The sequence below is a fragment of the Vibrio sp. T11.5 genome, from assembly GCF_027587155.1.
Taxonomy (GTDB): domain Bacteria; phylum Pseudomonadota; class Gammaproteobacteria; order Enterobacterales; family Vibrionaceae; genus Vibrio; species Vibrio neptunius.
On record NZ_JAPPTP010000003.1, the window covers coordinates 287,832 to 305,793 of the forward strand.

The following is a 17,962-nucleotide window of genomic DNA, read 5'->3' on the forward strand; positions in this document are numbered from 1 at the left end:
TGGGTTCACTCACTGCTTTGCCCTGACGGTGGTCAGGGCTTGAGATATCATCGACTTAATATACGCTGATGATCAAATAATCTTAAATTATAGTTCTGCCATGTTATGCATTTCGACATGCTCGTCATACATTTCCATGTCATCCCAAGACTCTGGGCTAATAGAAGTGACTTTGAGTGTGTTGGCGTCGATTTGGAGCATCGTTGCTTCCTCAGCGTAAGCTTTGTCCATGATCATCACTTGATAAACGACACCGACCGGCTGATATTCTTTAAACGCTTCGCCAATCTGTCCACGAAAGTTGTTCTCTACAAAGGTCAGAACGTCCAGCAGGTTGTATTTGGCGGAGCGGGTGTCGACCACCTGACTCGCACCGCCTTGGCCATCGAGTTTGACAAGCTTCGGCGGGTTGCTTTCCTCGACCTGAGCCACGTATTGGTCTTTGCCATTTTCATCGACCGCTAAAGCGATGTACTCATACTTAGCTGGGTGTTCACGTTTGATTTGCTGCAATGCTTCGACTGCGCTGACCGCAGGACCGTGTTGAATCTCTTTCGCCATCGCTGGCGTGATCATGGTGAGTGAAAGACAAATGAAAGCAATGGATGATTTGAACATAATGTAATCCTTGTTAGGTAGTGGATGTTGTGTAGACCGAAACAAGATTACGTTGCAGACCTTAACCCCTTCTAACCTGAACATTACAAATAATTCATCTAACTGATGATTTGTTGCAGGCTAGACAGTGAAAGAATAATTGCTCAACTTTTGACTTCGCTCAAAGTCTGTTATGGCGAAAAAGAGACGTGCTACTCATACTTAAGGGGTATAAATACGGAGTGCAAGTGATGAAAAACGAACTCGACCCGACCAAGATACTTCACGCGTATGAGACGGTGATGTCGAACGGGACGCCGACTGAATATGGCAAGATGTATGAAGGGATAGAAGCCTTCTCGGACTACGATGGGTACAGTGTGTATTTACGTGGTAACGGCGTTGAGCTTAAGATCGGCTTCCACAATACCTATCATTTGGATTACGATCAGGAGCATCTGCGTGACTCCTTCCTCAAGAAAGTCGCCACACTCGCAAAGTAATGTAGCAATGATACGGAAGGTCACGAAATTGAAGTGATCCATCAAGTGGGACAACTCGGTTGAGTGGCTTGTAAGGCCTGACTTCGATTCAATCGCAGTCAGGCTTTTTCGTTTTGCCATGAAGCGATTCGTCATTTTGGTGTGTGTCCCGAATCTAGCGAATCTATCGCCGAATCTATCGGTGTGTGTCCTGAATCTATCAAATCTAACAAAGCACTGATTTCTTAACAATTAATCGGCCTGCGCGCTGAAAGCGTTGACTCTTCTGAACCCCAGCGATATCCTGCAAAAAGCACTGGCAAAATCCAGTGCCAGGATTGAACCCCTGCAAAAAAACACTCAACACATAGTTGGCAATTGAAAGGTTGCCTATCGCTATGTGAGCTTCGGCACATCCGTCGAAACTCGAATTGCTTGCTTTTTGCGCAATTCGACGCGGTATTACGGTGGGCTGGGCGAGGCAGCTTCGGCTGGCCGTTTCTGAGTGTTGCGGTAGGTTCAACCTTGTTCAGTTCACCACCCTTTGTTATGGGGTCTCTGAGTGGTGATGGAAATGTTTTCCTGTTGGAGGTTACCATGCCAAAGCTCACAGCTGATCACGTTCTGAAAGTCCTTAATTCTATTTGCTATCGCATTCACATCGAGCCTGAATCGATGCGCTCCCATATGCGTGATTTATCGACGCTGCTCAATGGGGCCGACCCTAAACAAGCGTCCAAATATAGCTGGCTCGAAGCGTTTATTAGACAAGCACAACTCAATCGCTTTACCGAGCACTGCTCCCCATCTCCTGGCACTCCCGATCTTTGTTTAATCAAGATGCAGAACCAAAATGCGTATAATTTATGTTTTACCCAAGATGTCGATCAATGTATTTGTCGTTTGCAGTCTTTGTGTGCACAACCGATTGAGCTGGTGGCGCATGGGAAGGCGAAACTGAGCCCAGATGCGCTGCTTGAGGTACTGTCTGAACCGCAGATCCAGAAGAACCGTTGGTTTCCATTGAGCGATAGTCAGCGAGACGGCATCGTGAAAACGCTTAAGCCAGAGCAAAGCCTTATCTCGCGTTGATTGGGTATCAACAAGGAGGTGTGGCATCATAGACTTGTGGAGAATTGTGGTGTGTGTCCTGAATTTAACTGCTGAATTTAGAGGAGAATTTGAACTTGAAAACAGTTTGCATTGCACTAAGTATGTTGCTTGTTTCTTCGTTTGCATCTGCAGCCAGTGTCCCTAGTTTTGAGGGGCATTATGAGCGATATCACAATGACCAATTGGATACTGACACTGCCTTTATTGATTTAACTAAGGTGGATTCGAACACATATGAACTATCAGGGGCATCAGTTTGGGTCGGTGACTCTTCCTCCGGTCTTGTAAATTTTGGAGAAATCGACGGTGTCGCAACGTTAAAAGGCAATCAAATAGACTATGACGCTGACGGCTGTACTCTCCGTATTTTATTAGATGAAGAGACACTAGTAGTGAGCCAAGACAATGGTTGTGGCGGGTTAAATGTCTCCTTTAATGGGACCTATCTGAGGATCTCAGAGAGTCAGTAGCTATATAAAAAAACGTTCGTACTTATGTGCGCTTGCCTAGGATAGGTTGCTTGCTTTTATAGGGTTCTGTCTTTGGTAAGTGGAACCACACCGATAAGAGAAGCTGGCTTTTTGCTGGCGATATAACTGAACTCACGAACGCTGCTAACAAGTCTTTTTGGTGTGTGTCCCTAATCTAGATTCCTGCTAACAAGTCTTTTTGGTGTGTGTCCCTAATCTAGATTCTATAAGGTTTTAGAACAGAGCTAGATGCTGGTCACTACTTAGCGTGGCGTTAATCGCTATAATATTTTGATTTTATGAAGAATATTATGATGTTAGGAAGTTGCCAATGTAAGGCGGTTCAGTTTAGAGTAACAGGTGATTTTAAGCGCATTGTAAATTGTCACTGTACATTGTGTCGAAAAATGAATGGTGCAGCATTCTCAACTTATGTTGCTGTATTGACGACTGATTTTGACCTGATTAGTGGCAATTTGGCCTCTTGTGATGTGACAGAGAATGCGCGTAAACATTTCTGTGGGCAATGTGGTACTCCAATTTTCAATTCAAACCCAAGATACGCCGGTTTAAACATTCTGCATTTAGGTAGTCTCGATACGGAGTCTCCGCTGGAACTTAAACCAGAGGTCAATATTTATGATGAGTCAAAAGTGAGCTGGTTAGACTATCTCTCTGATTTACCCGCGTTCAAAAAAGCAATGAGCTGAAGTATAAGTGCATTAAAGGCAACGTTCGTACCCCACGCGCGTTGGGTGCTCAGCCCAAAAACTCACTAAGGAAAACAGATGTATAAGGGAAGTTGTTTGTGCGGTTCAATCCAATTTGAACTTGATGGTAATGTAACGGACATTATTCACTGTCATTGCTCGTTGTGTCGCAAAGCAAGCGGAAGTGCTTACGCGACGAATGGTTTCATTAATGCTCAGGATCTGAAGTTAACAGACAGTGGTGGGACGCTTACCTTTTATGAAAGCAGCGAAGGGAAGCGAAAGTACTTTTGTAAAGCGTGTGGCGCCCCTATCTATAGTTCAAACGCTAAATCTCCTGAGTTATATCGTCTCCGTTTAGGGGCACTAGATAGTGAAATAGCAGAACGCCCTATCTCTCACAATTTTGTGACATCAAAAGCGAACTGGGAAGACCTAAGTGCGGAGTTACCCCATTACGAGAGGCATGAGCCCGGGCGAAAGTAGAGATGTAAAAACTCGCCAAAAATTTAAGTCGTCTCTTAACACTTGGCAGTTTTGGTTTATATCAGTCTGAGTGCTTACGATTTAAATAAGGCGGTATACGCTAGAAAGGCGATATGTTAATCAAGGAAAGTTAAATATGAAGCTATTTAAGCTACTTGTTCCTTTACTGATGTTTCCATTTTCACCCTACGCTCAGTCATTTGAAGAAAGGCCAGTAGAGAATTTTTTAACCCTAAGTGAATTTTCATCTGTTGGTGAATTTGAACAATATATTGATACCTATGTACAAGATTGTTTAGATCATAGCTATGGTGGCTCCCTTTCGGTGAGATGTTTTATCCGTTACGAAGTTTGGGATCGGGAACTGAACAACTATTATCGACGCCTTTATAGAAGCTTAAGCGTAGATGGGAAAGAGCGTTTGAAAAATAGCCAGTTATCATGGTTAAAAACGAGGGATACGGCGATTGAGTTTAATAGCTTTTTACTGGATCAAAGATATAAAAACAAATCTGGTACTATGTACATCGCAATGAGAGCAGGAGATGCAGATCAAGCTATAAGTCCAATGATTAAACACAGAGCATTACTGCTTAAGTCTTGGTTAGCGGTCCAAGGTGAACATTAATACAACAAGCCATTACAGTTGTTATTCAATACTTAGCGTATTTGGATTAGTTTAAATTTCGGTTTTTGGCCGCTGTATGGTCATTCAGCAAGAGTGCTTCCGTAACCTCATTGGTTGTCTGGCTCCCTGCACAAATGAATATACTATCAAAATAGTTAACTTATTGAGGAATTATAATGAATAAGAATGAAATCAAATCTCGATATGAAATATCAACGCCGAGTTATGGTGATGGGTATAATGTGTCGTTGAAATTAGGCGGTGAGACCTTGTTGGTTGGGCTTATCCCTAATAAAGAAGACGCGGCGACAAGGATTGATCAGATTAGACAATTTGGTAGTGCTGAACTGAATTTCTATGTATTGGAAATGGAAGGTGAAGAGAGTTTTTATTTTAAGTTGAGCATGAGTGACAAGTTATATCGAGGGGATATTTTGGCTTCAAGTGATATGTTCGATTCTAGAAGTGACGTGGAAGCTTTAATTAAAAAGGTGATGCGTGAATCTCAAACCACGGTGATTATTGATTCTACTGAAGTTTGAAACGTCCGTCAGTAATAAGCCAGCGTTTAGTATTGGTAATGACTGTTCACTGAAACCGTTGTGCCGCGATTGGAGCTGGCGATATGTTCTAGGAGAAAATTGATGATCAGGGAAATCAAAAAAGCAGACTTTGAGCAATTTTGGCCAACATTTTCAGCGGTGATTCAGGCTCAAGAGACCTACGCTTTCGACCCAGATATGACGCTAGAACAGGCATTTATCCTCTGGTGTGAAACGCCATTAAAAGCCTTTGCGTTCGTAGAGAATGACGTCGTTCTGGGCACGTATTACATCAAACAAAATGCAATGGGTCCAAGCAGTCATATATGTAATTGTGGGTACATGGTTTCAAGTCAAGCGAGAGGTAAGGGCATTGCTCGCCTTATGTGCGAACACTCTCAGGAAATGGCGTTGGAGCTAGGTTTTGACGCAATGCAATTTAACAGCGTCGTTTCGACAAATGAAGTCGCCGTGAAGCTTTGGCAGAAACTAGGGTTCCGTATCATTGGCACTATTCCTCAGGCGTATAAACATGCCCTTCTGGGGTTGGTTGATAGTTATGTTATGTATAAATGGCTACGTGCATAACAAGTTAGAGGACTCGTAATGCAAGGCTCTATTGGAGCATGAAAGGCGGCCAATCATTGGTGTCCCACTATTGGCTGCCAGTTGAGATGCCTCGATTGCTAGTCTTCTACAGCTAGGCTGACATCTTCAGAATAGTCTTCAGTGGCGTCTGGCTTACAGCGACCATTTAGAGTGTGGAAACGCTTACGACCACGCGCTAACTGTACGTACTTGAGCCAGACTCGCTCCAGTTTGGATTTGGCTTTACCCGGGTTTTCTATCACTTTAATAAAGTGCTTTTCCTCGGCGTTTTCTGGTTCCAGGGCTCCCATTTCCAAACCCTGCATCGTATCCCCATAAAGCGTTAGGATTTCCTCTTCTGCAAGCGTAAAATCTCCAGACTTAGCAAAGCCTCGAGGGAACTTTGTGTTGTCATAAAAACGTTTTTTGCCGTGACGAAATAGAGTGTCAGACATTGTGATAGCCTCTATAAACCTACTTGGTTGAACTACAACGAAAAGTAGGCGTAAATTTAACAAAAGAAAAACAAAACCTTTTTATCGTCTCAATTAAACACTTTTATGAAGGTTAGATAACAGTTTGTTGAATGGAAAACAAAGTGAAACCGATGAATGCTAACCTTTCATGCTCTGAACTGAGGTATTTCGATGGACGTCAAAGTCTTTAAAACATTTTTAGAACTGGCCAATGTGCGTCACTTCGGACGTGCAGCCGAGAACCTATACATTACTCAGGCAGCGGTGAGTGCACGGATCAAGCAACTGGAAAGCTATTTTGATACTCAGTTGTTTATTCGTGACAGGAACAACATCAAACTGACGTCCTCTGGTGAACGTTTGGTGAGCTATGCCGAAGTGATGGTCGCAACCTTACAACAAGCAAAGCTAGAGCTGTCATTGGAAAGTGGCAAGGGGTTGCAACTAACGATGGGGGGAACCCCAAATGTCTGGGATGCCTACTTGCAAAACTGCCTGAGTATTGTCACGGATTCGTTTGGTGGTTACGGCTTTATGGCTGAAGTGATGGGGCGAGAGGCTCTGAATCGCTGTTTGCAAGAGAGAACACTGGATATGGCGTTTGCGTTTGACCAGATTAAAGCGGATGAATTGCACTGTAAAAAGGTCGCCGATATCGTTTTGGTTCTGGTCTCAACACAAGAACATACATTAGAGAGCGTATTTGAAGATAAGTATGTATACGTCGATTGGGGAACCAAGTTTGCATCTGAACATGCTGAGCGACACCCGAAAATTCCAGCCCCTTATTTGAGAACGTCAACCGCACGGATTGCAATGGATTTCATTCTTGAAAAGGGAGGAAGTGCTTACTTACCTATTTCATTAGTTGAGCCCTTTATTGCCAGTGGTCAACTGTTTAAAGTAGCGGGTGTTGAGGATTGGCACCGGCCTATCTACTTAAGTTACCGTAAAGCGAGCTCTTCGGTTGAAGCGATTGGGCAGGTAGAGGAATTGGTGAAAGACATTGACCCGATCACGGCGTACTCATTACAACAAATGGCGGATTTGCCGATCGATGAATAGACAAAGCCCTCAGTTGAGGGCTTTATGGTCAATGAGTTACACCAACTCAGTCAATTGCTTCAGTGCATCTTCACGTGCTATGGCTGCGGTATCTTCGCCCATGTTAAGTGCTTCAGCGTAGACAAACTCAACATCGGTAATGCCAATGAACCCCAGCATTGTGGTCAGATAGCTTTCGATCGAGTTGCGTGGAGAATCTTTGTGTAGACCACCACGAGTGGTCACAACAATCACTCTCTTGTTCCCGATTAAACCCACAGGGCCAGTCTCGGTGTAAGAGAAGGTCACGTCAGCACGCGCAATCAGATCGAACCAGTTTTTTAGCTGAGTCGGTACCATGAAATTGTACATAGGTGCATCGATGACAAGGGTATCTGCGGCTTTGAGTTCGTCAATCAACTGGTTAGAGATCTCCAGTATTGCTTTAAGCTCATCTGACAGATCATTACCGTCGCTGCGCAGTGCGGTTGCAACATTCATATCAAGTACCGGTAAAGGCGTTGCGGCCAGATCGCGTTGAATAAGGTTTGATTTGCCTTCAAGAGCCTGATCGATCAATTGGTTTGATTGAGAGTGAGGGCCCAGAATGCTGGATTTAACAACAAGTGTATTAGTCATAATCATGTTTCTCGTCTAGTCAGGCTGGATTCAATCGAGCCCTGGTGTCTGTTGCTATTGAGTTTAGGTTCAAACACGACGAGAAAAAATCCACTCTCTTCGAGCGATACATTCGAAATTTTTGAATGACTTTGTTGTATCGATAAAGCGGATTATTTTGAGGTTTCGTTTAACCAATGCACTCATCACGAGCGGCTTGATCTCGTGGCAAGAAATGCGAATAAAGCGGCTGTGTTTGACTGATATATGCTTCAATCACAGCCTTATTAACCGTTACTGCTTGCAGCATGCGCTTTATTGGGAACGTTAGCTCGTAAACATCCCATTTAGTGTTGGGAAGTTTTTCAGGTTAGGGAAGATCTCGGACAGGATATTTTCCGAAACGCCCAACCAACTTCCGAATGCGGCAGCGTACTGGTCAACCGACGTCGTTGGGATCAGCCGGCCGTTTCCTGCATCCTGGCCGTGGCCAAGTGTTGGAGGAGGAACCGTACCTAAAATTTGTCTGCCCTGAACGGCACCACCGACAACAAAATGATGGCCACCCCAGCCATGATCGGTGCCATCATCGTTGACGGCAAGTGTCCGACCAAAATCAGATGCCGTAAACAGCGTGACTTGTTTTTCCAATCCGAGTTCCTGTAAAGCAGCATAGAAAGCGGTGATCGCTTTACTCAATTGTTGTTGCAGTTGGGGTAGGGTTGTTGCTTGATTAGAGTGAGTATCAAATCCACCAAGTCCAACAGAGAACAGTTGCCGAGATACCCCCAATTGATGTCTGGCTGCCATAGTGTTGGCGACACTCTGTAGCTGAGTGCCCAGCTCGGTATCGGGAAAATGAGTGCTGAGCTGGATATCTCGCGTGGCGCGGTTGTAGCTTTGGTTGGCATCAAAAGACTGGGTCATTTTGCTGGCCAGATCTTGTTGGATCGGGTTGGCCGAAGTGTAATTGGCAGAGCGAAAATGTTGGATCAAATGCGCTCGCAATTCGTCGTCCGTTTCTTCTATCAGCTCTGGTTGTGTTGCTTGGCCACCCTCAACCCGATACGGGTAACTTTTGATGCCAGTGAGCATTAATTCTCCGGCATCTGTAGAGATGTTGTTGAACGGCGTGTTGGGTGTTGAACCTAACTGAATCAAGGCATCACTCATACGCCCTCCCCAGCCATAGCGGGCACCTTCTGGTGAACCGGACATCCAAGTTGATTGCTGATCATTGTGGGAAAATAGCCTTGCGGGTTGAAGATCAGGAACCTTAGCGAAACGGGCGGCATCAGTCGGTTGTATCAAAGGGCCTACGTTGGCCATGATCGCTGCATTGCCTTGCTCATACAAGGCGTGAAGTTCAGACAACTCAGGTGGTAGAGCAAACTGCTGGCTGCCTTGGACATTGCTAAGTGGCAGGAGATCGTTTCTCGAACGTCTTGTTGTCGGGCTCATCAAAGCACGACGAATGCTCGCCCAATGGTTATAGTTTTGCTTGTCATATGGGATGACCACATCGTGGTTATCCATGCCGCCGTAGAGGAAAACGCACACTAGGGCTTTGTAGTCGCCAGTTGTATCGGCTTTTGCTACAGAGCTGCTCAGAGATGTTAGCAGGCTGGCGAAGGAAGTCATACAAGGTGTCACTGCGGCTGTAGCCAGACTGCCTTTTAGAAATTTTCTCCGATTCATCATCTAATCTTCCCTATCGTTGAAACAAGTAGTCTGGTGAGGTCATGACCATCAAGATTGCAAGTTGTACGCGCATCAATCGATCTTCTTCCTCTTCCAAGTAGTCAATGGCCGTTGCGATCGAACGCTTGGTCTCGTCCGACAAGCGATGGCCTGTCAGAAGTAGATCAAGGTGTGAGACCAAGAGGTTAGGCTGGCTAGCAAGCTGATATTCATGAGTGTAATAGGCGCGAAAGCTTTGCTTAATTTGCGCCCGACTGACTTGTTTTCCTTCCTCTGCCAGTGATGCTTGTTCGTCATCAATATCTTCTTCCATTAAGTTATTGAAAATAAAGTGAGTGAGGAAATTGCTGTAACCAGACAAGCTGGATGCATTGATAAGCTGCATTTCCGGTGCAGTGAGACCCATTTCCGCACTCTTACTGCCCGGAGGCACGTACCCTGGGCGGAAAAAATTGAACACAGAAGGTGAGCGATACGGATGCTGTGAGAGGGCCTCAACGCCTTCCGTTGACCAGAGGTCGAGTTTAAATTGTGGGGTGACTTGTCTAATCTCAAACGCTCGTGCCCACTGGGTAAACGCCAACAATGGCTCTCTAATTTTTCCGTGATGCAGTGAGACTAGTCGTTGGGCTTCGGTATCAAAAAGCACAGCTGCTAAGGTCGCTTTCAGATCGCCTCGTTGTCGACTACCAACGATTTGTCCATCCGGTAGCATGTACCAGCCAGCGTCAAAGGTATCCGCCACACGTTTGACATAGTGGGTGGAAGGATTACTGGTGGTAAAACGTTTAATGAGCTGAGTACTGAAAAAGGGGGCGACATTGGGGTGATGAAAGATATGATCAAGAGCTTGTTGTACCGATTGTTCAGCTGACGTGTTGGCCGCTATGGTATAGCCAAGAAAGCGTTTCTCCTCGCTAGAGTGATATTGACGACGAATGGTCATCGCTTTTGGAGCAGCGTCCATCCATGCTTCAAAGCGCTCTTCTTCATCAAAGTGAGAAGGAACATTGAGATCAAAGCCGGTAAACACCTTGGCTAAACCCGTAATATCCAGATTGCTGTAGGCTTCTATCGCTTTCCCCTGATTGTTGATCTTTTCGCTACCATCTTGATTGAGGAGTGTGACGCCAATCGTGAACAATTGCAGTAGCTCTCGGGCATAGTTTTCATCTGGCATTCGACCTGTTGCCGCATCTGCTTTCTTGCTGCCCATATAAGTTAAGTAGTAGCCCATGGTTGCAGAATAGGTGATGTCACTCAGCAACTGGCGAAAATTGCCAAAGGCATGCTTGATTAATAAATCTTCATAGCTTGCAATGGCTGTCGGAGTTTCTGCCAGTACTTCCCCACCTTTTGTTGAAACGACAAAAATTTCGGACAGTGCAAAAGCCATTCTCTGGCGAAGCTGATCATTCGCCGTGATCGCGTTAGTCCAGAAGCCGAAGGTGGGAGATTCCAAAACGAAAGCATTGAGTTCTTCACCATGATCAGCATGAGCAATCGCCAGTTGAACGTGAGGCATCAAATAGCTAGGCTGAGTATTGAGTTGATTGATGAACCACTGCGATTGGCTTTCCTTGCATAACGCGTTGATATCTTGGCGCTTTGCACCAAACGTTACTTGATTTAAAAAACGCACTGATTGAGAAATTTGATCGGTTTGACATTGCCAATAGGCTTGATTTTGATCCACAGAGGACATGATTGAGCTTGCAGCTTGTTCACCTTGCGCGCTGTGGCTGGTTACAGTGAACAAAGCGCTAGTCACTATTAACGTCGAGATTGGGTAAAACTTCGACACGGGCGAATACTCCTTTCCATGAGGCCAGAAAGGAGTATAAGTATCTGGTGTATGACTTTGGTTTACATATCTCAGGCACTAACCATACAAATTTGTATGGTTAGTGGAAAATTGGATGTTAAATACTGTCCCTGGCGTGTCAGGTAATAGAGTGATGGAGGCACCATGAAGATGAACGATACTTTGCACCAAACTGAGTCCCAACCCATTGCTGGCGTCGCTGCGGCTGAGGTCAGCGGTATAAAAACGTTCAAAGATCCGCTGTCTGTGTTGATCAGCGATGCCCGGGCCGTTATCACCTAACTGGAGGACCACTCCCGATTCTGAAGGTTGAAGGTGTACCCAGACCTGACCGTTGTTTTTGCTGTACTTTACGTTGTTTTCGAACAAATTGATCATCATCTGATTGAGTAATTCTGCATCACCCGAAACGCTGATTGCGGGCACAATGGCACTGGTGAGTTGTAGATTATGATCCTCAAAAACCGGTTGATAACTGTCGACGAGATTTTCAATCAACTCAGAAAGGTTGATATCGGTAAAATGAGATTTGCGCTTGCCCGAGTCAATCTCACTCAGGCGGAGTAAGCTGTTAAAGGTTTTTAACATAGCGGCGACTTGCGATTGGGCTTTTTCTATGTGTTGTTCAGCCCCGTCACTGTCCATCTGCATCAGCTGTAATTGATTCGCGAGTCGAGTCAGTGGCGTTTTTAAATCATGTGCGATACCGACCGTAACGTCTTCGATATTGGTGTTGAGGTGCTCTATCCTCTCCAGCATTTGATTAATGTTTTCAGACAAACGATCGAATTCATCAGTATTTGTGGAGACAGGCAACCGCTCAGTGTGATGGGTGCTGCTAATGGTCTCCAGATTGTCTGAGAGATCATCAAGGCGTTGGTATACTTTTCGACTGAGTAGATAAGCGATCAATACGGATAACGGCAACGCCGTCACACAGACCCAAATTAACCCTTCAGACATAGTTTCGAGAATCGATCGGTAATCTAAGCTGGTGCTGGCTCCGACCACCAGAACAAAATCACTATTGAGCTTGTGTTGCAGTGTTCTGATCTCATACACCGCGTCAATTAGCTGATCTTCTTCATCAAAGTGAGAAACATCGAAAGTGTACCAGTGCCATCCAGAGGGCGACTCGCTCAGTGGTGTAAAGCCATAATCTTTACCGTGTGCTCTAAGATAAACCACATACTGATTTCGTTGCATTCTCTCATGCCAAAATTCTGGGTCATTGAGATCTTCGAAATCCATATCAAGCTCTTCGATCAGCCAATCTAAGCCATTTTCTGTCGTTTCTTCTACCAACCATTGATAGGTATCGCTTTGCTCTTGCTTATCCAACTGGTTGGTATTGTATAAAAATGTGCCACCGATAATACCCAATAGGATCAGCGCTGAAACAAAGAACAGTGCAGAAGAAGTGAGTGTGTATCTGAAAACAGAGGAACGCCAAATGTTGGCAACAGCAGGCTTAGAACGAGAGGACATAGCCAGCTCCGCGCACCGTTTTAATCAGTTCAGTATTGAAGGCTTTATCGACTTTGTGTCTTAGACGGCTAACATGGGTTTGGACCAAACTGGTATTGGGGTCAAACTGAAAGCCCCAAACTTGTTCCAGCAACATAGTCCGGGTGACCAACTCACCTTGATTGACCATCAGCAATTCCAGAATCTGGTACTCGCGTGGCAGAAGATCGAGTTCTTGACCTGAATGACTCACTTTGCGGCTGATTTTATCCAACGTGAGAGGGCCAGCGGTTAGCTGAGTAGAGGTTGGGTTGACGGGCTGGCGGCGTGCTAGTGCTTTGACGCGAGCATTTAACTCTTCGAAGGCAAAAGGTTTAACCATATAGTCATCGGCACCAGCTTCAAGGCCAGCAACGCGATCACCAATGCTGTCTTTTGCAGTAAGGATAAGAATCGGAGAATGCACCTGGCTTTGTCTGAGTACGCGTATGGCGTCAATGCCATCCATGCTAGGCAGCATGCGGTCAAAAATGATGACATCGAAAGACTCGCTCGCGGCGCGAACGAGTCCGGTTTTCGCATCAGGTTCGTGACAAAGAGAGTGGCCTTGTTCTGTTAAGCCTTTATGTATGAACTCAGCAATCTCAGTATCATCTTCAACCAGCAGCAATTTCATGTGTTTTGTATTCCTTCAATCCACTGTTTACATAAATTGAATCAATGAATGAAGGTTGCGTCCACTTATTTGTGTGATTGAAGGAGCGTTCCTGAAGTGACATTACATATTACAAGTCCATCAGGCTTTCAATCGACTCCTCAATCGAGAGATTGTGATAAGAGCGTATAGTCTGACCATCTGTCGCATCAATCAATATAGTATTGATTGCTGACTGGCCATGCTGTTCAATGACGTTTAGGCTCTGTTCGACGTTGTCATACGTTAGGGTGAGATTATCTTTTAGCACTATAGTGCAAGTGTGCAGATTCATAGCCAACTTCCTTATTATTTGTATCGACTGCATTCTAACTCTAGAAGAGTTTAAACTGATAGCAAATTCGATTAACTTCCGAAAATGGCTAGTATTAAAAAGTGAGCCGATTAGACTCGCGGTAAGAGTTTGAAAGATGTCGGGAAGAAGAGTGTGAACGGATTGTCATCCATATCATTGCAAGAGTGTCAAAGTGCTCGTCAGGCCAGAGATGCACGTTTCGATGGCCGTTTCTATGTGGCGGTAAAAACCACAGGTATTTTTTGTCGACCCATATGCCCCGCCAACTTACCCAAAGAAGAAAATGTTGAGTACTTCGTCGAAAAAGCGCAGGCGCTTCAAGCGGGTTATCGGCCTTGTTTGCGTTGTCGCCCAGACAGTACGCCAAGTTCTTGGGCTTGGAAAGGGGTGGAAACGACGTTTCTTCGTGCTTTGAAAATGATTGAGCAAGGCGAGTTACAAACGTCTAGCTTGGTTGAGTTGGCCGAACGTCTTGGCATTAGCGATCGCTATTTGAGACAGTTGTTTCAAGACCATCTTGGGATGGCACCAAAACAGTACGCGCTTTACCATCAGTTGATGTTTGCTAAACAACTGCTTCATTCCAGTTCCATGTCGGTGACGGATATTGCGTTCGCGAGTGGGTTCAACAGCGTACGTCGATTCAATGATGCATTTAAGCAGGTTATTAAGCTGACCCCGACTCAGGTCAGAAAAGATCAGGCTGTGTCTGTGGTAGAAAGTAGCTACATCGACCTCGCGTTTAAAGGACCTTTAGATTGGCAACACATGCTGGATTTTTACCGCCTGCGAGCTATTGACGGATTAGAGCATGTTAGCGATGAACGTTATCAGAGAAAGTTTGAGATTGAAGGGGCGAACGGTTGGTGTTCGATTCGCTATCTTAAGCCCGGAATTATGCGCGTTGAGTTTGAGTTGTCTGATACCCGACGCCTCAAAGCCTTAGTGAATCAATTGCGCAGAGTGTTTGACCTTGATACGGATATCTTGACCATTGAACAGACATTGAATGCGATCAATCCAAACCTAATATTGCGTAGTGGAATTCGTATTCCTGGAGTCTGGAACACTTGGGAAGGCGGTGTTCGTGCCATTTTGGGCCAACAAGTGTCGATCAAGGCCGCCATAGGGCAACTCAATTTACTTGTTAAAACCTTACAACCTAGAGGTGTGACACATTTCCCCACACCACAGGAAGTGGCCCTTGCTGATTTATCTTTTTTACGTATGCCGCAAAGCCGCAAAGAGACATTGGCCCGTTTTGCGCAGTTTATGGTAGAAAACCCCGAAGCGAGTCTAGAACAATGGCTTGATGTCAAAGGCATTGGTCCATGGACGGTCAATTACGCACGGTTGAGAGGAGCCTCTGATCCCAATTGCTTCCTAGATGGTGATTTGGTCGTAAAAAAAGCCCTGCATCAGTTCCCTGAACTGGATGCTGAACGCGTATCTCCATGGGGGAGTTATGCCACATTCCATTGCTGGAGTCACGCATGAACAAGAGTTACACCTATTTAAAAACACCGCTTGGGCAGATGACGATTCAGGCCAATGAGCAAGGTCTGTTGGGGGCTTGGTTTGAGACTCAGACCACACAACCTGAAAAGTTAGGCAAAAACGATAAAGAACATCCTATACTTATTAAAGCAATCAAGCAGTTAGACGAGTATTTTGCTGGCCATCGACAGGCATTTGATCTCCCACTAGCAGCACAAGGAACGGTATTTCAGCAGCAGGTGTGGAAAGCATTAACAACCATACCTTTTGGCGAGACTTGGAGTTACCAGCAGTTGGCCGATGCGATTGGTAACCCAAAAGCCGTGAGAGCGGTGGGGTTGGCAAACGGTAAGAACCCGATATCTGTGATTGTCCCATGCCATAGGGTGATTGGTAAGAGCGGTAAGTTAACCGGCTATGCGGGCGGGCTGGAACGGAAAGCAGCATTGTTAAAAATAGAGCATTGGGAACCTGAGTAATGCGGTTAGAAAAAGGAATATTTTCCTTGCTAGTAATGCTTTTGCTGCAAGGGTGTTTTGAAGAAAAACTTGATCGAATGATCAACAAGCAAACCTATGAGTTTGAAGGGGTATATGAAAATCTGTATACCCAAGATTTATTGATGTTCAAAGATGCGATGGTCACGATCAGCCGAGTGGGTGCGCCCGATGTCATTAAATCTTTTGAGGTCGACGATAATTTCCTGACCATAACCATGCGCAATAACTCCAAAGAAAAACGTGAAGACATCGTTATGCGCATTCATGGTGATAATGAAGCACTGACGTGCAGTGTTTGTGCAAGATACCAGCTTGCTAGTGTGTGGCAGAGACGATTGGATTAACGATAACGGGTGAATCGGCCATTGAAAAGGACAGCCTTCGGGCTGTCCTCTTTGCATTGAATAATGCTCAGGAAATTTAGAACAACGCTGAATTGAGCATTAAATGGAGGGCAATACTCACGGCGTAGCCTATGGCTATGACGGGGGCCCATTTGAGATGGCCAAAGAAGGTATACTTGCCATGCGCGGCTCCCATAAGCGCAACCCCGGCCGCAGAGCCAATGGAGAGCAAACTACCACCAACACCTGCGGTCAGCGTGACCAATAGCCAGTTACCCATCGACATCGTTGGTTCCATGGTTAGCACGGCAAACATCACCGGGATGTTATCGACAATAGCAGACAAGATCCCCACCATAACATTGGCCCAGATCGGATCCCACTGGGTGTACATTACCTCAGAAACCAATCCTAAGTAGCCGAGTAAGCTCAAGCCGCCGACGCACATCACCACCCCATAGAAGAAGAGTAACGTGTCCCACTCGGCATGAGAGACTCGTCTAAACACATCGAACGGGACAACCGAGCCGAGCCGTTTCAGCGCCGTGTCATCACGATTGGCAATCGCAAGGGCTGCTTTCTTATGGAGTGATGCTTTAAGAGTCTTACGCAAGAAAAACCCGAAAAACTGTAGATAAGCCAGCCCCATCATCATGCCAATGACAGGTGGGAAATGCAGCACTGCATGGAACGCAACTGCAGTCGCAATTGTCAGTATAAACAACCCGACAATCCGGCGGGCACCACGTTTTAACTCTACATGCTGGTGGACGACATTCGGTGTCGTACTTGGCACAAACATCGACATGATGATGGCAGGGACAACGTAGTTGGCAATGGAAGGCAAGAACAAAGGCATAAACTCAGAGAAGGAAACATAACCTGCCTGCCACACCATCAATGTTGTGATATCACCAAATGGACTGAAGGCCCCGCCAGCGTTGGCCGCGACCACAATATTAATACACGCCAGATTGATAAATTTAGGGTTGTCTCCCGCGACTTTCATCACAACCGCACACATCAACAAAGCCGTAGTCAGGTTGTCGGCAATCGGAGAAATAAAGAACGCCAGAATACCGGTCAACCAAAACAACGACTTGTAATTAAAACCTTTTCCGACCATCCACGCTTGCAACGCATCGAACAGCCGCCGCTCTTCCATCGCGCTGATATAGGTCATGGCCACCAGTAAGAACAGCAATAACTCTGCGTACTCGAGTAGGTTGTGTTCCAGTGCTGATTTGGCGACTTCGATATGACCATGTTGCGAGTAGACGTAACCAATCATGGCCCAGATGAGGCCCGCCGCTAGTAGGACAGGTTTGGACTTTCGAAGCGAGAGGTATTCTTCCAGCATCACCAGCGCATAGGCACAAGTGAAAATCAGGATGGCCACATAGCCGATGGTAGATTGAGTTAAGGGTAACGTTTCTTGAGGGCTGTTGGCGGCATAAGTCGTAAAGGGAAGTAATACAAGGGCGACAAAAGCGAGCCACTGCAATTTCATACTTTCACTCCTTGAAAGAAGATGGTTGTTATGGTGGAGCCATTCTAAAGAGGTTTTGACTATGGGTATGTGAGATAGGTTTGATCTGATTGAATTGTCGTCAGTTTTTAACCGTCAATGCCAGTGACATCAAGCCGGTTATTCGACATTTTAGACATTGATATGCACCAGCGCTGCTTACCGTCTTTTCAGCCTCCGTGGTTTCCAGACAAAAACCCTCAATGACTATGACGGCTTGTCATTACTTTACCTAACGGGTTGGAACTGACAGCCTTGGGCAGGCCCAATTGCTCTCCAGTAAGTGGAGGTGTTTAAAGGCCCAACGTCGCTACTCTATGTCGCGCAGTCATTGAT

At 45.6% G+C, this 17,962-nt stretch carries 21 protein-coding genes; 12 read left to right on the top strand and 9 right to left on the bottom strand.

Going from position 1 to position 17,962, the window contains the following annotated elements; all coding sequences use genetic code 11:
• Positions 1 to 87: 87 nt before the first annotated feature.
• Positions 88 to 618, bottom strand: coding sequence for a hypothetical protein (locus OH455_RS05795; RefSeq protein ID WP_269980673.1), 531 nt, complete (start codon positions 616 to 618; stop codon positions 88 to 90).
• 230 nt (positions 619 to 848) lie between these two features.
• Here OH455_RS05795 and OH455_RS05800 point away from each other — a divergent pair, with 230 nt between their 5' ends.
• The 8 genes from OH455_RS05800 to OH455_RS05835 all read left to right on the top strand — a co-directional run bounded on the left by OH455_RS05800 (position 849) and on the right by OH455_RS05835 (position 5,616).
• Positions 849 to 1,100, top strand: coding sequence for a DUF3081 domain-containing protein (locus OH455_RS05800; RefSeq protein ID WP_045974297.1), 252 nt, complete (start codon positions 849 to 851; stop codon positions 1,098 to 1,100).
• A gap of 576 nt (positions 1,101 to 1,676) precedes the next feature.
• Positions 1,677 to 2,171: a hypothetical protein gene (locus tag OH455_RS05805; RefSeq protein ID WP_269980674.1), complete on the top strand. Its 495-nt coding sequence runs from the start codon at positions 1,677 to 1,679 to the stop codon at positions 2,169 to 2,171.
• A gap of 95 nt (positions 2,172 to 2,266) precedes the next feature.
• Positions 2,267 to 2,662 (top strand): hypothetical protein, encoded by a 396-nt coding sequence (locus OH455_RS05810; protein ID WP_269980675.1) that lies wholly within the window; start codon positions 2,267 to 2,269, stop codon positions 2,660 to 2,662.
• A gap of 311 nt (positions 2,663 to 2,973) precedes the next feature.
• Complete coding sequence (locus OH455_RS05815) at positions 2,974 to 3,372, top strand: GFA family protein (RefSeq protein WP_269980676.1); 399 nt, start codon at positions 2,974 to 2,976, stop codon at positions 3,370 to 3,372.
• 78 nt (positions 3,373 to 3,450) lie between these two features.
• A complete protein-coding gene (locus OH455_RS05820) occupies positions 3,451 to 3,858 on the top strand; it encodes a GFA family protein (RefSeq protein ID WP_206372073.1) in 408 nt (135 codons plus the stop codon).
• Between the two features lie 136 nt (positions 3,859 to 3,994).
• Entirely contained in the window at positions 3,995 to 4,486 is a 492-nt protein-coding gene (locus tag OH455_RS05825) for a lysozyme inhibitor LprI family protein (protein ID WP_206375465.1), read from the top strand.
• A gap of 176 nt (positions 4,487 to 4,662) precedes the next feature.
• The gene (locus OH455_RS05830) at positions 4,663 to 5,028 is read left to right on the top strand and encodes a hypothetical protein (RefSeq protein WP_269980677.1); all 366 of its coding nucleotides are present in this window, start codon (positions 4,663 to 4,665) and stop codon (positions 5,026 to 5,028) included.
• 102 nt (positions 5,029 to 5,130) lie between these two features.
• A complete protein-coding gene (locus OH455_RS05835; RefSeq protein ID WP_269980678.1) occupies positions 5,131 to 5,616 on the top strand; it encodes a GNAT family N-acetyltransferase in 486 nt (161 codons plus the stop codon).
• Positions 5,617 to 5,714: 98 nt separating this feature from the next.
• Here OH455_RS05835 and OH455_RS05840 read toward each other — a convergent pair whose 3' ends face one another.
• Positions 5,715 to 6,071 (bottom strand): DUF413 domain-containing protein, encoded by a 357-nt coding sequence (locus OH455_RS05840; protein ID WP_269980679.1) that lies wholly within the window; start codon positions 6,069 to 6,071, stop codon positions 5,715 to 5,717.
• A 192-nt stretch (positions 6,072 to 6,263) separates the two neighbouring features.
• On the opposite strand from OH455_RS05840, the gene OH455_RS05845 reads away from it, so the two are divergent.
• The gene (locus OH455_RS05845; protein WP_269980680.1) at positions 6,264 to 7,157 is read left to right on the top strand and encodes a LysR family transcriptional regulator; all 894 of its coding nucleotides are present in this window, start codon (positions 6,264 to 6,266) and stop codon (positions 7,155 to 7,157) included.
• A gap of 36 nt (positions 7,158 to 7,193) precedes the next feature.
• Here OH455_RS05845 and OH455_RS05850 read toward each other — a convergent pair whose 3' ends face one another.
• The 6 genes from OH455_RS05850 to OH455_RS05875 all read right to left on the bottom strand — a co-directional run bounded on the left by OH455_RS05850 (position 7,194) and on the right by OH455_RS05875 (position 13,736).
• On the bottom strand, positions 7,194 to 7,775 hold the full coding sequence (locus OH455_RS05850; RefSeq protein WP_269980681.1) for an FMN-dependent NADH-azoreductase: 582 nt from the start codon (positions 7,773 to 7,775) through the stop codon (positions 7,194 to 7,196).
• Positions 7,776 to 8,081: 306 nt separating this feature from the next.
• Complete coding sequence (locus tag OH455_RS05855) at positions 8,082 to 9,455, bottom strand: DUF1501 domain-containing protein (protein WP_269980682.1); 1,374 nt, start codon at positions 9,453 to 9,455, stop codon at positions 8,082 to 8,084.
• 10 nt (positions 9,456 to 9,465) lie between these two features.
• Positions 9,466 to 11,259, bottom strand: a complete 1,794-nt coding sequence (locus OH455_RS05860; protein ID WP_269980683.1) for a DUF1800 domain-containing protein — start codon at positions 11,257 to 11,259, stop codon at positions 9,466 to 9,468.
• 78 nt (positions 11,260 to 11,337) lie between these two features.
• A complete protein-coding gene (locus OH455_RS05865) occupies positions 11,338 to 12,768 on the bottom strand; it encodes a sensor histidine kinase (protein WP_269980684.1) in 1,431 nt (476 codons plus the stop codon).
• Complete coding sequence (locus OH455_RS05870) at positions 12,752 to 13,423, bottom strand: response regulator transcription factor (protein WP_045974308.1); 672 nt, start codon at positions 13,421 to 13,423, stop codon at positions 12,752 to 12,754. Before OH455_RS05870 ends, OH455_RS05865 begins: the two co-directional genes overlap by 17 nt.
• Positions 13,424 to 13,532: 109 nt before the next feature.
• Positions 13,533 to 13,736, bottom strand: a complete 204-nt coding sequence (locus OH455_RS05875; protein ID WP_045974309.1) for a hypothetical protein — start codon at positions 13,734 to 13,736, stop codon at positions 13,533 to 13,535.
• Positions 13,737 to 13,889: 153 nt separating this feature from the next.
• Between OH455_RS05875 and OH455_RS05880 the strand changes: the two genes are divergently transcribed.
• From OH455_RS05880 to OH455_RS05890, 3 genes are read left to right on the top strand one after another with little or no spacing between them, the layout of a single operon-like run.
• On the top strand, positions 13,890 to 15,254 hold the full coding sequence (locus tag OH455_RS05880; protein WP_269980685.1) for an AlkA N-terminal domain-containing protein: 1,365 nt from the start codon (positions 13,890 to 13,892) through the stop codon (positions 15,252 to 15,254).
• Positions 15,251 to 15,733 (top strand): methylated-DNA--[protein]-cysteine S-methyltransferase, encoded by a 483-nt coding sequence (locus OH455_RS05885; RefSeq protein ID WP_269980686.1) that lies wholly within the window; start codon positions 15,251 to 15,253, stop codon positions 15,731 to 15,733. The genes OH455_RS05880 and OH455_RS05885 overlap by 4 nt, the downstream gene beginning before the upstream one ends.
• Positions 15,733 to 16,098: a hypothetical protein gene (locus OH455_RS05890; RefSeq protein WP_269980687.1), complete on the top strand. Its 366-nt coding sequence runs from the start codon at positions 15,733 to 15,735 to the stop codon at positions 16,096 to 16,098. The genes OH455_RS05885 and OH455_RS05890 overlap by 1 nt, the downstream gene beginning before the upstream one ends.
• A gap of 76 nt (positions 16,099 to 16,174) precedes the next feature.
• On the opposite strand, the gene nhaD is transcribed toward OH455_RS05890, so the two are convergent.
• Positions 16,175 to 17,608, bottom strand: a complete 1,434-nt coding sequence (nhaD, locus tag OH455_RS05895) for a sodium:proton antiporter NhaD (RefSeq protein ID WP_269980688.1) — start codon at positions 17,606 to 17,608, stop codon at positions 16,175 to 16,177.
• Positions 17,609 to 17,962 lie beyond the last annotated feature (354 nt).

Bases quoted from the DNA above. Each gene is read 5' to 3' on its own strand.
- OH455_RS05795 (WP_269980673.1), bottom strand. From the start codon at position 618: ATGTTCAAATCATCCATTGCTTTCATTTGTCTTTCACTCACCATGATC.
- OH455_RS05800 (WP_045974297.1), top strand. From the start codon at position 849: ATGAAAAACGAACTCGACCCGACCAAGATACTTCACGCGTATGAGACG.
- OH455_RS05805 (WP_269980674.1), top strand. From the start codon at position 1,677: ATGCCAAAGCTCACAGCTGATCACGTTCTGAAAGTCCTTAATTCTATT.
- OH455_RS05815 (WP_269980676.1), top strand. From the start codon at position 2,974: ATGATGTTAGGAAGTTGCCAATGTAAGGCGGTTCAGTTTAGAGTAACA.
- OH455_RS05820 (WP_206372073.1), top strand. From the start codon at position 3,451: ATGTATAAGGGAAGTTGTTTGTGCGGTTCAATCCAATTTGAACTTGAT.
- OH455_RS05825 (WP_206375465.1), top strand. From the start codon at position 3,995: ATGAAGCTATTTAAGCTACTTGTTCCTTTACTGATGTTTCCATTTTCA.
- OH455_RS05830 (WP_269980677.1), top strand. From the start codon at position 4,663: ATGAATAAGAATGAAATCAAATCTCGATATGAAATATCAACGCCGAGT.
- OH455_RS05835 (WP_269980678.1), top strand. From the start codon at position 5,131: ATGATCAGGGAAATCAAAAAAGCAGACTTTGAGCAATTTTGGCCAACA.
- OH455_RS05840 (WP_269980679.1), bottom strand. From the start codon at position 6,071: ATGTCTGACACTCTATTTCGTCACGGCAAAAAACGTTTTTATGACAAC.
- OH455_RS05845 (WP_269980680.1), top strand. From the start codon at position 6,264: ATGGACGTCAAAGTCTTTAAAACATTTTTAGAACTGGCCAATGTGCGT.
- OH455_RS05850 (WP_269980681.1), bottom strand. From the start codon at position 7,775: ATGACTAATACACTTGTTGTTAAATCCAGCATTCTGGGCCCTCACTCT.
- OH455_RS05855 (WP_269980682.1), bottom strand. From the start codon at position 9,455: ATGATGAATCGGAGAAAATTTCTAAAAGGCAGTCTGGCTACAGCCGCA.
- OH455_RS05865 (WP_269980684.1), bottom strand. From the start codon at position 12,768: ATGTCCTCTCGTTCTAAGCCTGCTGTTGCCAACATTTGGCGTTCCTCT.
- OH455_RS05870 (WP_045974308.1), bottom strand. From the start codon at position 13,423: ATGAAATTGCTGCTGGTTGAAGATGATACTGAGATTGCTGAGTTCATA.
- OH455_RS05875 (WP_045974309.1), bottom strand. From the start codon at position 13,736: ATGAATCTGCACACTTGCACTATAGTGCTAAAAGATAATCTCACCCTA.
- OH455_RS05885 (WP_269980686.1), top strand. From the start codon at position 15,251: ATGAACAAGAGTTACACCTATTTAAAAACACCGCTTGGGCAGATGACG.
- OH455_RS05890 (WP_269980687.1), top strand. From the start codon at position 15,733: ATGCGGTTAGAAAAAGGAATATTTTCCTTGCTAGTAATGCTTTTGCTG.
- nhaD (WP_269980688.1), bottom strand. From the start codon at position 17,608: ATGAAATTGCAGTGGCTCGCTTTTGTCGCCCTTGTATTACTTCCCTTT.